Annotated in this window: 14 protein-coding genes; 11 read left to right on the top strand and 3 right to left on the bottom strand. The window is 42.1% G+C overall.

Features of this window, described 5'->3' with window-relative positions; translation table 11 throughout:
* Positions 1–5 precede the first annotated feature (5 nt).
* The 4 genes from UQ64_RS25755 (at position 6) to UQ64_RS25740 (ending at position 4,011) form a co-directional block, all read left to right on the top strand.
* A complete protein-coding gene (locus tag UQ64_RS25755; protein WP_060626218.1) occupies positions 6–1,142 on the top strand; it encodes a sugar ABC transporter substrate-binding protein in 1,137 nt (378 codons plus the stop codon).
* A 21-nt stretch (positions 1,143–1,163) separates the two neighbouring features.
* A complete protein-coding gene (locus UQ64_RS25750) occupies positions 1,164–1,823 on the top strand; it encodes a dihydrofolate reductase family protein (RefSeq protein WP_060626217.1) in 660 nt (219 codons plus the stop codon).
* 74 nt (positions 1,824–1,897) lie between these two features.
* Entirely contained in the window at positions 1,898–3,262 is a 1,365-nt protein-coding gene (locus tag UQ64_RS25745) for an MATE family efflux transporter (RefSeq protein WP_060626216.1), read from the top strand.
* Between the two features lie 164 nt (positions 3,263–3,426).
* A complete protein-coding gene (locus UQ64_RS25740) occupies positions 3,427–4,011 on the top strand; it encodes a DUF2238 domain-containing protein (RefSeq protein ID WP_060626215.1) in 585 nt (194 codons plus the stop codon).
* A gap of 214 nt (positions 4,012–4,225) precedes the next feature.
* On the opposite strand, the gene UQ64_RS25735 is transcribed toward UQ64_RS25740, so the two are convergent.
* The gene (locus UQ64_RS25735; protein ID WP_060626214.1) at positions 4,226–4,984 is read right to left on the bottom strand and encodes an SDR family NAD(P)-dependent oxidoreductase; all 759 of its coding nucleotides are present in this window, start codon (positions 4,982–4,984) and stop codon (positions 4,226–4,228) included.
* A 138-nt stretch (positions 4,985–5,122) separates the two neighbouring features.
* Here UQ64_RS25735 and UQ64_RS25730 point away from each other — a divergent pair, with 138 nt between their 5' ends.
* From UQ64_RS25730 to UQ64_RS25720, 3 genes are all read left to right on the top strand, one after another.
* Entirely contained in the window at positions 5,123–5,509 is a 387-nt protein-coding gene (locus UQ64_RS25730; protein WP_060626213.1) for a MerR family transcriptional regulator, read from the top strand.
* A gap of 810 nt (positions 5,510–6,319) precedes the next feature.
* Positions 6,320–8,269 (top strand): FAD-dependent oxidoreductase, encoded by a 1,950-nt coding sequence (locus tag UQ64_RS25725; RefSeq protein ID WP_060626212.1) that lies wholly within the window; start codon positions 6,320–6,322, stop codon positions 8,267–8,269.
* Positions 8,270–8,382: 113 nt separating this feature from the next.
* The gene (locus UQ64_RS25720; RefSeq protein WP_060626211.1) at positions 8,383–9,183 is read left to right on the top strand and encodes a MurR/RpiR family transcriptional regulator; all 801 of its coding nucleotides are present in this window, start codon (positions 8,383–8,385) and stop codon (positions 9,181–9,183) included.
* A 320-nt stretch (positions 9,184–9,503) separates the two neighbouring features.
* On the opposite strand, the gene UQ64_RS30410 is transcribed toward UQ64_RS25720, so the two are convergent.
* Complete coding sequence (locus UQ64_RS30410; RefSeq protein WP_156417672.1) at positions 9,504–9,674, bottom strand: cupin domain-containing protein; 171 nt, start codon at positions 9,672–9,674, stop codon at positions 9,504–9,506.
* A gap of 130 nt (positions 9,675–9,804) precedes the next feature.
* Positions 9,805–10,494 (bottom strand): helix-turn-helix transcriptional regulator, encoded by a 690-nt coding sequence (locus UQ64_RS25715; protein WP_060626210.1) that lies wholly within the window; start codon positions 10,492–10,494, stop codon positions 9,805–9,807.
* A gap of 176 nt (positions 10,495–10,670) precedes the next feature.
* On the opposite strand from UQ64_RS25715, the gene UQ64_RS25710 reads away from it, so the two are divergent.
* From UQ64_RS25710 to UQ64_RS25695, 4 genes are all read left to right on the top strand, one after another.
* A complete protein-coding gene (locus UQ64_RS25710) occupies positions 10,671–11,051 on the top strand; it encodes a RidA family protein (RefSeq protein ID WP_060626209.1) in 381 nt (126 codons plus the stop codon).
* A 27-nt stretch (positions 11,052–11,078) separates the two neighbouring features.
* Positions 11,079–12,362: an MFS transporter gene (locus UQ64_RS25705; RefSeq protein ID WP_060626208.1), complete on the top strand. Its 1,284-nt coding sequence runs from the start codon at positions 11,079–11,081 to the stop codon at positions 12,360–12,362.
* Between the two features lie 41 nt (positions 12,363–12,403).
* The gene (locus UQ64_RS25700; protein WP_060626207.1) at positions 12,404–13,354 is read left to right on the top strand and encodes a sugar phosphate isomerase/epimerase family protein; all 951 of its coding nucleotides are present in this window, start codon (positions 12,404–12,406) and stop codon (positions 13,352–13,354) included.
* Positions 13,355–13,899: 545 nt separating this feature from the next.
* Positions 13,900–14,280 (top strand): hypothetical protein, encoded by a 381-nt coding sequence (locus UQ64_RS25695; RefSeq protein ID WP_342447615.1) that lies wholly within the window; start codon positions 13,900–13,902, stop codon positions 14,278–14,280.
* Positions 14,281–14,416 lie beyond the last annotated feature (136 nt).

The following is a 14,416-nucleotide window of genomic DNA, read 5'->3' as shown; positions in this document are numbered from 1 at the left end:
CAGCGATGGAAAAGAAGAACAAAGAAATCGTGTTATGGCATGAGTTTGACGGTCCAGGAGATACGTCGATTGAGGTGTTGGAGGGAATTTGCAAGCTGTATACAGAGCGCTTCGGCGTACAAATTACGCCCCAAGTGATGAACATTACGGAGTTGACTGCGCGCCTTAATCAAATTAAGGACACTCATCAAGGTCCGCATCTGGCGATGGTTCCTGCGGATATGTCCTCCTATGTTGAGAATGGCCTTTACTCTGAAGTACCGGGCTGGCTATTTGATGATGCACTGACTGAAGGGGCACTTTCAACGATGCAACTGGATGGTGTTCAGTATGGTATCCCGGTATTGCGGGGTAATCATTTGGTTGTGTATTACAATCCGGAGATTTATGCCAGTGCGCCGACGACATGGGACGTGTTCGAAGAGGCAGCAGAGAGGTTGTCCGCTCAAGGCATCATACCGATTGGAGCAGATTTACAGCAGGGTTATTGGTTTATTCCGTTTCTTACAGCTTTCGGTGGTTGGCCTGTTCAGCATGGAAAGCCGAATATCGTAACCCCTGAAATGAAGCGAGCACTTGAGTTCATCCATGACAAGATGGATCAAGGCGTGCTCGTCAGTCTCGACGGTTCCACAGGACTGCTAGAGCAGTTTATTGACGGTAAGATTGGCGCCATTATTTGTGGTGAGTGGATTTATAACCATCTGGACAAGCAGATGAACAACAGGCTTGCGGTCTGCCAGCTTCCGGTCATAGAAGGCCAGCAATCGCTATCCATGTCTTCTTCTATCGGCCTGATTTACCCGAATCATTCGTTAACGGCGGAGGAGCGGGAAGATATCTTGTCGTTCACGCATTTTATGCTGAGTGATGAGTGCCAAACCATGTGGACGCTGGGTGTGCAACGGATTCCGGCTCAGGAAGAGGTGCTGAACCGTCTAGCTGCCTCTGCTACCCCTAACAAAAAAATGATTTTATCGCTGTTGGATCACGCACGGCCGATGCCGACTTACCCCTTCATGATCCATGTATGGGAGGCGCTAAATACGGGACTGACCGAGCTGCCCTTAAGCAATCCTGAACAAGCATTGAAAAAAATAGAACAGACCATCCAAGCATCCTGGGGCGCATATAAAAGCTAAAGAGAGACGGGGAGAAGACAAATGAAAACAACGATATTCAGCCAAATTTCGATTGACGGTAAGCTAACTATGGGAGCAGGTAATTCGAGTAAAGAGCTTTTTTCTTTGTTTTCCAGTGAGGATATGGAATTCATTCATTTATTCCGGGGGAATGTGCAGGGCATTATGGTTGGCAAAAATACAATCCTGACGGACAATCCCTTTCTTACTAATCGGTACGAGGAGAATAAAAATCCAATCCGGATCATTCCGACAACCACCTTGGATATTCCGCTGGATAGCAATGTGCTCTCGGATGAGGGGAGGACGATTATTGTCACAACCGAGAAAGGACGGGATGAATATAAAATCAGGCAGATCCGGGAAAGAGGGAAGGAGTGCCTCATCTGCGGTGAGGATAAAGTCGATTTCGTGGAGCTTGAACGTCAGTTGGAAGACAACTTCGGGATTACCAGCTTGATGGTCGAGGGCGGCGGCTTTTTGAACTGGCATATCTTCGATCAGGACATCGTCGATGAAATTATATTGATGCAGCTTCCGATCATCATAGGCGGTTCCACGAACATTACTTTAGTGGATGGAGACGGGTATCAGCAATTGTGCTTTGCGAAAAAGTTCAAGGTTGTAGAAATTCAGCCAAAAGATAATTATACGCTCATGCGCTACAAAAAAGTGATATAACCTCACACGAAGTCATAGACTGCCAATGGCTATGGACGCGGTAAAATCGAGAATATGGGGGTTGTGAATGATTCATGTCAGAGAAAGAGAACTTCTACAAAAGTGTGTATAAAATAGCTGTACCCGTTACGCTTCAAAGCTTACTGATGGCATTGCTCAATTTGACGGATCAGTTAATGGTAGGGCAGCTTGGAGATGTGGCGATTGCCTCGGTGGGGATGTCCACCAAAATATATGGGATCATCGCGGTTGTCTTGGCTGGTTTATCGACGGGTGTATCCATTTATGCAGCCCAGTTTTGGGGGAACAAAGATTCCAAAAGTGTCTCTCAGGTGCTGGGCCTCGGACTGATCGTCGGCTTCGCGTTTTCGTTTTTATTTTCTGCGGCTGTCTTCATCGATTCGCCGCTTTTTCTGAGCATGTTCACGACAGATGCGAATGTAATAGATAATGGGTATATCTTTCTGCAAATCATGTCGATCGGCTTTGTACCTGTCATGCTGACGATGATGTATTCCGCGATTTTGCGTAGTACGGGCCATGCCAAATGGCCGATGTATGTAAGCTTAATTGCTGTTGTTCTGAATATTATACTGAATTACGTACTTATTTACGGGAACTTCGGTGCTCCTGCGCTTGGTCTGAAGGGCGCGGCTATTGCTACCCTTATTTCCAGGGTAATAGAATGTTTGTTGATCATTGGTGCCGTGTACCGATATCGTTTACCGGGCGCTGTTGGGTTAAAGAACTTGTTCATCATTCCTAAACCGCTCATCCGCAAGTTTTTTGGAACGACGTATCCGTTGCTGCTGACGGAATTGATCTGGGTATTGGGTGAAACAGCATATGCGATCATCTATAGCCGCATGGGGACGATGGAGATGACGGCGATGACCATTACCTTCCCATTGCAAGGGCTTTGCATTGGCTTATTGTCCGGTCTGGCTAGTGCAGCTGGGGTATTGGTTGGCAACCGTTTGGGCGCGAACGAAACGGATATCGCACTCGATCATGCGAAAAAGTTCATTCGTCTTGGCATCATTATCTCTCTGATTGTCGGGGTTATCATTGCGGCAGGCTCGAGGCTGTATGTCTCCGCGTTCAATATCTCCGAGGATGCTAAACAGATGAGCATATATATCGTTATCGTATTCGCTGGATTTCTTTGGGCCAAAGTTTCCAATATGATTATAGCAGGCGGTATTCTAAACAGTGGGGGAGACAGCAAGTTCGTATTCAGCATGGAATCGACGGCGACATGGCTGATAGGTGTCCCCTCCGGGCTGTTGCTATCATACGTCTGGAAGCAGCCTGTCTACCTTGTATATCTCGTCATATCACTTGAGGAGGTTGTCCGTTTTGGCTTCGGTTACGCCCGGATTTACTCCCGGAAGTGGATGAGAAATTTAGTTAACGATTTGGCTGAGAAAGCGATGTAGAAGTCTAAGTCACTTCTGATCTGATTAGATCGCTTAAGACCTCCGTGTATTCCCGCTTTTATGGGAATGTCTCCGGGGGTCTTATTGTTGCAACCAATTGTCGTATGGAGTGACTTTGTATGGGTGATAATTAATTAAACGGGTCTAGTCAGAAAGGAACTACTATGAAAGAGACTTCTAGAAACTATAGCTTCAATTATTTTTTTGAAATGATCCTCTACCTCATTTGTGGAGTATCGATTGTTTATTTTGGCTTGATTGGAGATTATGGTAGGACCCTTCAAGCGGGCCTTATCATTGTCGTCCTGATACTTTTTAGGGGCTTACTTACATGGACCAACAGCGAACTGCCCCCCGCACTACGATTCTCGGTGCTGATCTTTATCACAATTACGATGTTGCTCGCCAATTTGTTCAAAATGTATGGTGTTATCCCTCATTTAGACAAGATTGAGCATCTACTGTCTGGAGTTATTCTATTTTTCGTCGGACAATTCATTTTGATCAAGATGGCTAAGCGTAAAGGACTGGGCGACCTGCCATCCAACATCATCATTGGGTTCGCTTTCTTGTTTGCTGTTGCCATGGCTGGAATGTGGGAGATTTATGAGTTTATGGTAGATCATCTATTCGGATTAAACTCACAAAACGGTAGTTTGAGTGACACGATGATGGATATGATCTGCGGAACATTGAGCGCAGCCGCCGCAGCCTTCTATTTGCATAATAAAGCACGCAGAAAACCGTAGATATGAGAAAAATAGGGGATTACCAAGCCATATCGATCTTTTGAGTACCTGTTTTTTGAAACGAGAGATGATAGGGTGTACTGCTCCCCACTCCTGTATCATTTAGAAAATAGTAAAGCTGAGGAGTGGTAAGCATGGCGCGTGTCTTATTTATTAATGCTGGATCAGAGGGACATATCAATCCAACGATTGGCGTTTAACTTACGAGACAAGCCTATCGCGTGCTCTCCACATGATTAAATACAGCATCTCTCAACTCAAACTCGTACGTCACGCCATTCACAAGTCCCACCACATGATTGCTGTCATACAGATCAAGCATGAAGCCAGCCATTTCCTTCGCGGTATGGAATTTCCGCACAGCGCCGTGATATTCGAAATCCGTAACATCAAAAGCACGCTTCGCGAATTCTGTTTCTGTTGCGGCTGGTGCCAACACTTTAGCCTGCATAGGTGCACCTTGACTCTTTAACTCATGAGATAGTCCTTCAGTAAATGCACTTACATAAAACTTGGTCGCACAGTACGTTATAGCATTGCCCACAATCGTATAGCCGCCACCAGATGAAACGTTAATTAATTGCGTGCCTTCAATAGTGGAGTAGTCTCGAACAAATAGAGAGGAGAGTATGGTCAACGCTTCTATGTTCAGATGTAGCATTGTAGTTATTTTATTTAAGTCTTGCTCGGCCACTGAAGCAAAATTTCCAAATCCGGCATTGTTGATCCAGGTTTCGATGGGGTATCCTTGCAGGCTTTCATAAAATGTATAAGCATTCTCGATAACGGATAAGTCAGTCGTTTGAATGACAACCTCTACATCAGGATGACTACGAGCGATTTCAGACTTTAATTGCTCCAGCTGTTCCTTTCTGCGGGCAACGAGGATTAAGTTTTTTCCACGAGAAGCAAAAGCTAGGGCAGTTTCATAACCTATTCCTGAACTAGCGCCGGTAATTACAGTGTATTTCATGTGAGTTCCTCCTATTTTTTCTTTGAGAATGTAATTTGCTCCTACAGCGATTTGATTATATAGGTTAGAGTTTACTGTAAGGCAAATGTTTTTTATAATCAGGGTGACTTTCAAAATAAAATAGATTAGAGGAATTGCATGTACACGATTAGCGAGGTATCCAAATTATTGGACATAACCACATATACACTGAGATATTATGAAAAAGAAGGGATCGTTAAACCGGTACGCAATGCCAATGGAGAAAGGGTCTATGAGGATACTCATCTTGCTTGGCTGCGATTTGTGCTGAGGTTGAAGCAAACCCAAATGCCCATCTCACAAATCAGGGAATATGCCCAGTTATACTTAGAAGGCGAGCATACAAGCCAAGCCCGTTTGAATCTTCTGGAAGATCATAGAAGCTCAATTCAGGATCAAATCAGACATTTAACAGAGACAGAGAAGATGCTGAACGACAAAATTGCTAATTACAAAGTCTTCATTAGTAAAGGGAACACACTGGATTTATCTATGAATGACTAGTAGTACAAGTACGCTTCATCCATGAAAAGGGGATTACCTCAGACCTTACGGCCAACAGGTAATCCCCTTTTCCTCATAAATATGGATCTGTTGCAGCGATTTTTTCTGTAACCTTCCGTGCAGCGATTTCCAATTTGACTAAATTCTATGGGTATTAGTATTTATTATAAACAACAGGGTATTTATCGCTGATATATACACTTTCTAGTATCAAATCACATTCTTCTCCGTGAGAAAGTTGGTATTTCAATGACGGAGTATTGACGGAATCAGAACTTTTAATTTCAATGGTAGAAGAATTAGCTAGGTCATACACCTTTCTTCCAACATTTCTAATAATTGCTTCTCGTTTTGTAAGTTAAGATTTAATTGGAGACGGCTTCTATTGGCATCATCGTAAAAGCAAAAGCTACGATCTTGTCGTTACTCTTATACCAGCGTTCCAATGCAACAACTGCAGACATTTGTTGATTTAATACTTGCATGGCATAGTTTTTTATTCATGAGTTATAAATTCCATTTCTTCTCGTTCTTCTTTTCTTAAATCTATTGTAACTACTTTTCTACTGAAATGTAGATGCTAGACAATTACGTCGAATAGATTAGTTGTCATTAAATCCCTTTTTGTATTTTCTCAATTAGCCAATTATCAAAGTCTATTGCTTCTTTAATAGTTCAGTAGCATTTCGCTCCGATACTCACTCGTCTGAATCAGCCGAGTAAACGTCTCCTGTAGCCATCTTAAGCTGTGGAAATTTGTGTTAAAGTAAGATTGTTCAAAATTTCACAAAGTGGAGGGTTACGATTTTAATGAAGAAATGTAGAATGATTTTGAGGTTGTTTTTATGTATTTCTTTATTACTTTCTGTTGTAGGGTGTACGGATAACACAGATAGTTCACAGAGTCCATCAACTGAAAAGACTAGCTATAAAGCTGGCACTTATACAGGAGTTGGTAAAGGTAACAATGGGCCAGTAAAGGTTGAAGTTGTATTCTCGGAAGATCAAATCACATCTGTTGAAGTGAAGGAAAATAGTGAAACACCAGGGATTTATGAAAAAGCAGCTGAACGTATTCCGGCAGATATTGTAGCCCATCAATCGTTAGCTGTGGATGCGGTAACTGGAGCATCAGTTGTTAGTAACGCAATTATTGAAGCAGTTGCAGATGCTGTACAACAAGCGGGTGGAGATACTGTGGCACTCAAAGCGGTTGCCGTTACAAAGCAAGAGGGTAAGGCAGAAGAAATAACAGTTGATGTTGTTGTTGTTGGAGCAGGGGCTGCGGGTACTGCGGCTACATTAGTATCTGTCGAACAAGGGGCTAACACGCTACTGATCGAGAAGACAGCAGTGGCTAGTGGTGCAGGAACGCTTGCTGGCGGGATGTTTGCGGTAGATAGCACACAGCAGAAAGAACAGAACAAAGTAGTCGATAAAGAATGGTTATTTAAAAAGTACATGGAAACAAGTAACTATCATGCGAATGCAAGATTGGTTCGTACAATCATGGATAACGCAGGGAAGACTGTCGATTGGATGAATAAAAATGGAGCAAAATTAGTACTTACAGATCCCGGGCAAAGTGGTCAAAAAGCGTTAGTAGGTACTCCAGCTACTATTCATGGATATGTTGAGGGTGGCTCCATAGCCTTAGAGAAGCTTCGGAATCAGATTGAAACAAAGGGCGGAAAAATCATGTTCGAGACGCCTGCAGAACAATTGATAAAGGATGACAAAGGAAACGTTACTGGCGTTATTGCCAAAAAAGCGGATGGTGGAGAATTAAAAATACATGCTAAATCCGTCATCCTTGCAACTGGAGGATACGGCGGTAATGCTGAAATGATGAAAGAACATTTCGGAGAAAAGGCAGGAACAGGCTTGATCGCTTCTGCTACAGGAGATGGACTGAAAATGGCTTGGGATGTTGGCGCCGCTGAGTTGGGTACAGATTTAGCACAGTGGTACCATTACATGCCGAATCCTGAGTTGAGCAAAAAAATGGAAAACCCGTATGTTCTTTGGGATTTGACAGCCTTACCGCTTTTATGGGTGAATAAAAATGGCGAACGCTATATTAATGAAGACATTGTGTTTGACTTTGCATATGGGTCATCGGCCATCTACGAACAGCCAGATGCCTCGCACTGGGCTCTCTTTGACCAACAATTGATTGAGACGGTAAAGACCAAAGGTCTTATTGAATATGCTGACTTATACAGCTCGTTTAAAGGTAAAAAACAAGGCTTCATGGAGTTTAATGAACCGTTTGATACGGATACCAACTATAAGTCGACGGTAACTCCTTTTGACTATACGCCAATTATGGAAGAAGCAATTCAATCCGGGGTTATTGTAAAAGGAGACACGATTGCAGAGCTGGCAAGCAAAATTAGTGTAGATGAAAAGACGCTTACTGCTACCGTTAATCGTTATAATGGATTTAGCAAAAAAGGCGTTGATGAGGATTTCTTTAAAGATAAGGAATATCTTCATCCTGTAGAGAAGGGTCCATTCTATGCATTGAGTACTTCGGCGCGTTGTCTCGGGACGCTTGGCGGCGTGAAGATCAATGAGGATATTCAAGCTGTGAACGACCAGAGTAAACCTATTCCTGGACTTTGGGTAGCTGGAAATGATGCAGGCGGGATGTATGGAAATACCTATATTACAATAGAAGGTGGTACGCTTGGTTTCGCCTATACATCAGGAAAACTAGCTGGAGAAAATGCAGCAGAATACGCCAAAAAAAACTAAGTTAAAAGGAAAAAGTCATCTTATGTGATAAGATGACTTTTCTTTTTATAACAGAACAGATAAGCTTTGGGGGAGATATTTGTTTCGATTGATCCTAGAGGGGGAAATAGGGAATGCAGAGCATCTTAGCATTATTGCAGTTTTATAATACCTATGATCATGATGATATATATTTTAGCGTAGCTGAGAATTTCATCTATCAATTTGATCAGATTGGTAACATGAGTCTCATTGAAATAGCTGAAAAATCACATTGTTCGCCTTCGACCATTACAAGATTTTGCCGACATTTATTTTATTCCAGTTATCCTGAATTACGATTGGAATTATCTAGATTAAGACAGCATTATGTTCTCAATGTGCTTTCTACTAAGCATAAAGTTTCGACTCTAGAGAATAAAATGGTTGGTGGGAAAAATATTATTGCACGATCTATTGATAGTTTGCTGAATCAACTTGAGTCATCACAAGTCGACATGTTCCTTCAAATGCTACTGTCAAAGACCAAAATTGGCTTCTATGGATATAGTATTCCTCAATCTGTATGGCTGCTGCAAATTGATTTACTCATGGATGGCAAAAAGTCTACTGCATTCCTAGACCCTAGGTATCAAATAGAAGATATTCAATCTTTGGATGAGGACAGTTTTGCTATATTTTTTCACTATACAAATGACGAAATATTCACCTTAGAACAAATGATGAAAGAAGCCTCACAAAGCGGAGCTAAAGTAGCGCTCATTACGAATACATCGACGCTATTTTCGAATCTAAATGTTGATTTCTTATTTGAGTTCTCTTATCAATCATTAGCTCTAAGTTTTATGATCGTAAATGCACTTATTACCCACATGTCGATAGAATACCAGCAAAAAAATATGAATTTGACACTTGAAGCAATAGACTTAGCTTAAACGCAGTATCTGGATTGCCAACGATAAAGTTGTTCCTTCATCCAGCTTACTGCTAATGGACAGACCTTGGCCATACAATTGGATTAATCGCCTTGTCTTCGACTTAGAAGGCCGTGTTTGACAGCATTTCAACGGAAGGTCCGTAACCATTATTTACACTTAGTAACAGCCGATACTCCTCTCGGCTCCATCATGAAAGCCCCGTCCTCACGCGGATGGGGCTTTGTCATGCCCAAAATTGTAGATAACATGTTGTTTATAACTTATACAATCACGTTTTTTAAAGCGGTTTTCTAGTCAATATATTGGATGAAATACGGTCAAAATTCGAAATTACTCGTATAAAGTTTTCTCTTCCCTTCGAAATCTACTGTTAATTCTTGATCTGATGTTTGTTCCTCCGATTCAAATGTTCTTTTAAAATATCCACCCTCTGGATGTGGATCTAATCCAAGTTTTGATATGTAGTACTTTGCGTCATGTTCTTTCATAGCATTATGCCCCTCATTAGATGTGTAATATATTCTTTAAAATTACCAAACAAATAATAAGGTCCGCTGGGTAACCGGTCAATTGATCGATGTTTATACGAAAATCGCGGGCTTTTTCCACATGGCTTCGTTATTTAATTTTATTCAAGTATCTGTAGATCGTCGCTTCGGAAGCTTCCAAATGTTTGGCAACCTCGCTTACTCCACCTTTGAGCAGAAATACCCCTTTTTCGTTAAGCTTTCTAACAACATCGATTTTCTCTTTAGGAGACATTCGCTCAGGCGCGATTTCGCTCTCGGATAATACTCCTTTAATCAATGATAAGAGGAGATCTTCGATGTTGTCCTCGAAGCTTTCCAGTACGTTAAGATCCAAAGCCGATTTTTGCTGCTCCGTATGATTAGGTTTGTTGTTGGCCGTGATTGTGAAATTGGCAAGCATAATTGCATCTTCAATAACACTTCGTGCCGATATAAGATCGGATAGGTCGACGTTCACGCAGATCATACCGATAATTTCATTATGTTCATCCTTTATAAAATAACTCGATGAACGAAAAGGCTTCTTACTCTTGCCGACGCTTTCGTAATTGCAGATGAAATGTTTGTCTTTATAGTTTTTGTCCTTCATTATTTTTAAAGCAAGGTCCGTAATGGGGCCGTTCACTTTTCTGCCGCTAATATGTCCATTAACAATCTCAACGATAGAGTTATCCGGCTTCGTCACATCGTGCAACACAACCTCGCAATTCTTACCCAAGATTTCACCAATAAAGTGAACAATCGGGATATACTTCGTGAGTCTTTCTAAATCTTCCATTTATACCACTCCTTAACCTCCCGTTTCTCATATTCCGAGTCTAACAATAAAGAATTATTATTTCAATAATAATTTCTCAAGAAAGTATTGTAATTATGAGAAACATGTATTAAAATAAAATCATCGTAATAATAAATTATCATTATGATAATATTTCATACTTAGGAGGACATCACATGCATACAACAATTTCAACCCAGAATGCTCCAGGAGCCATCGGACCTTATTCTCAGGCTACCAAAATCGGAAACCTTATTTTCGTATCCGGCCAACTTCCGATCAATCCTCAAACTGGTGAAATGCCTGAATCCGTCGAAGAGCAAGCAAAACAATCGCTCGAGAATGTAAAAGCGATTTTAGAGGCTGTTGACAGCAATTTGAAGAACGTTGTGAAGGCGATTATCTTTTTGAAAGATATGAATACGTTCGCAAAGGTAAATGAAGTTTACTCTTCGTATTTTGATGGCAACTATCCAGCACGAAGCACCATTGAAGTCGCACGGCTGCCAAAGGATGCATTGGTAGAAATTGAAGTAACAGCTTTTATTGAAGAATAATAAGTTGGGGAAGGGAATGAGTAGAAAATGAATTCGAAAAGTGTAGGGGCAAAAAAATGGTTGACGCTTGCCGTACTCATTCTGGGCGGGGGGACTATTTTTAAATTACCATACTTAAAAGACGCGTTTTATATTCCGATGATGGAATATTTCCATCTGACACATACGCAAATCGGTCTCACGATGTCCGTCTATGCCATTGTTCAAACCTTTGGTTACATCACATCGATGTACATCACAGATCGGTTTTCCAAGAAAAAGCTGCTCCCAATCGCCTTGGGTGGAGTAGGGCTACTCGGATTTTACATGACAACGTTTCCAGGATATTATGAAATTTTGATATTATGGGCGCTTTTCGCTTTGTTTGCTGAACTCGCTTTCTGGCCCGTTCTGATCAAAACGGTAAGATTGCTCGGGGACAGCAATGAGCAGGGCAGAATGTTCGGCTTCCTGGAAGCAGGAAGAGGGATCGTAGATACGATTGTAGCGTTTACTGCGCTTGGTATTTTCCAATGGATGGGGGCAAATGCTGCGGGCTTAAAAGGTGCCATCATTTTCTTCTCTATTACGACGATTGTAACCGCTATCATTTCGTACTTCCTTATTGAAGACGACGTCATTAATGATACAGACGAGCATGGTAACAAAATCAATCGAAGCAAGCTGGCGTTTGATGGAGCCCTAAAAGCCCTCAAAATGCCTGAAATATGGGTAGTCTCATTTACGATCTTCTCCGTATACTCCATTTATATCGGATTAACGTATTTCATTCCGTTCCTGAAAGAGATTTACGGAATGCCTGTTGCGCTGGTCGGGGCGTACGGGATTATCAACCAATACTGCTTGAAGATGGTCGGCGGACCTATTGGCGGTTTCCTTGCTGATAAAACCTTCAAATCTCCGTCCAAATATTTGAGAATAACTTTTTGGTTAGCTATTATCGGCATGATTATCTTTATCTTGCTTCCGCATGAAACGATGAATATCTATGTAGGTATGGTGTTTACACTCGGTTATGGCGCGATTATTTTCTCACAAAGAGCCGTGTTCTTCGCTCCGATAGAAGAGGTTGGCATCCCTCGCGAAATTAGCGGTGCGGCGGTATCCATTGCTTGTATGATTGGTTATCTTCCATCCATGTTCGCTTTTACGCTGTATGGAAGTATGCTGGATCGCACACCGGGGATTAATGGATACAAACATGTGTTTATGACCATGATTGGGTTTGCGGTGTTAGGTTTAATCATCAGCAGTTACTTAGTAAGAATCGTTAAGAAGAAAAAAGCGCAAGAACAAGCTCAAGTTCAGTAGTTAATCATGATAAAAAAACAGAATGTATGGAGGAGAGACATATGAAAATCGGTTTGGAAACAGAAAGCTATCACTTGCAGTTTATTACAGGCAGAATGGATATTTTTAAATTTATTCAAAAGACCGCAGAGCTCGGGCTAGACGGGGTTATGATCAATATCGTGAAATGGCCGGGACTGCCTGGATGGGGAACACTCGAATCGTTCGAGCCTGAATACCTGAAAAGAGTGAAGGCTGAAATCCAGAAATACGGATTCTTCGCTGAGATCGATACGAATGGTACGGACCCGGATCACTTGTCGCAAGTGATTGAAGTTGCTCATCAAATCGGAGCGGATGTCATCCGGACATACACTTGTATGGGCGAATACGACGCTGCACGGATGGCTGAAGCACCTACAAACATTAAGAAAATTGTTCCTTTGCTGCAACAATACAGAATTAAGCTTGCCGTGGAAAACCATGAGGAAGAGCTAGCGGATGAGGTTATCCAAATCATTGAGGAAGTGAACAGTCCTTGGGTTGGCGCTCATTGCGATCTCGGTAATGGCATGATGGCGTGGGAGGATCCGGTTGATGCTGTGACCAAGTTGGCACCGTACGCATTCACCACCCATTTTAAAGACCATATCATCGTTCATGACGGAGAAGACTATAGAGTATGCGGTGTTCCTGCGGGAACGGGCAACATCGATTTGGATCAACTGTTCAAAATCTTTGTGGAGAAATCTACGTTGACTCGAATCAACGTAGAAATGTGTTTCCCATACGCTATCCATTTCAAAAGAGAGCCGGGCGCTGGCGGAGTGTCCAAAGTCGGTGAAGGAGCATTTAAAGTCGAGGAGCCACCTTATGACTTGTCCGTGATTAAGCCGCTAGATTATTATTACCCGCCGCAAGAGCTAATGGAGCAAATGATTGAAGATCAAGCAAGAGGCGTGGAGCAATCCGTCAAACATGCGCTGGCTTTGAGAGATAAGTATTGTCGGTAGACGCTGGCTAAAGATTCGTGAAAGTTGCAGTAACCGTATGAAGGCTTTAGGAGAGAGGGACGTTGCTCTATGCGTCGTCCCTCTCTTTTGTGTGCGTCCAGCATGAGCGCTATCTCGAATAGGTGAAGTGAACTTCATCTCTGGCACAAGAGGAAAGTACAAATCACGTAGGCCACCACGGGGGAATTTAAAACATTCCCAATGTCTGGAATACGGAAGACGTGTACGCTTCGAAGTTTTTAAGCTAAGCTTTGACAAGGTGCAAGAGGTATCTTATTGTTGTTAACAATAATGATGAGTTCTTTCTGAGGATGGTATTGTTTCTGTAATTGTCAATACAGACAGCGCGGTGAACCGTATAGTTGAATAACTGATATGCAGTATGTCAAAATATATTGTTGGCTTTCGCTGAGAGGAGTGCATAACAATTATGAATATTGGTATTGATGTCGGTGGTACGTTAATCAAAGTTGTGAGTATGTAGAATGATTCTTTGAGTTTTAGTAAATTTCCTGTTACGCAAATAGAAGACGTCGCTTAAAAAGATTAATAAGCTTGAGGGTGCAAAGATATGTATTACCGGTGGAAAGGCAGCATTATTTGAATCATTCATGATACGAAAACCTTTACGTATTGTTGAGTTTGAGGCAACGTGTCGTGGAGTACAGTATCTACTTAATAAATTCGATCCAAAGCAGCAAGAATATGTAATCACCAATGTTGGTACGGGTACTTCGCTTCACCATGTTGGCAAAAGCAAGCACGAAAGTATCGGTGGATCCGGGGTGGGAGGCGGGACGTTGTTGGGGTTAGCTCACTTGCTAAGGGTGCTGGGAAACGGAGGGTTTTATTTTTATTGGCGGTTAATAGACATTGCAGAAAAACTGCGGACATTACTAATAATTAACCCAGTCGCGTTTGAGTAATGAGAATGTGCTTCGATTACCGGACCCTAAGGATTGCGAGGTGTTGAAGTCCTTTTTTTCGTGATTGCTACACAGCTTCAATTCAGAAATTTGGAGACCACAGCGATTGAAGGAATGGTCCGTTCTCGGAACGACC

Origin of the sequence: Paenibacillus etheri (genome assembly GCF_001012825.1) — a bacterium.
Classification (GTDB): domain Bacteria; phylum Bacillota; class Bacilli; order Paenibacillales; family Paenibacillaceae; genus Paenibacillus_AQ; species Paenibacillus_AQ etheri.
The sequence above is the reverse complement of the archived record's forward strand: the minus strand, read 5'-3'. Positions and strand labels throughout refer to the sequence as shown.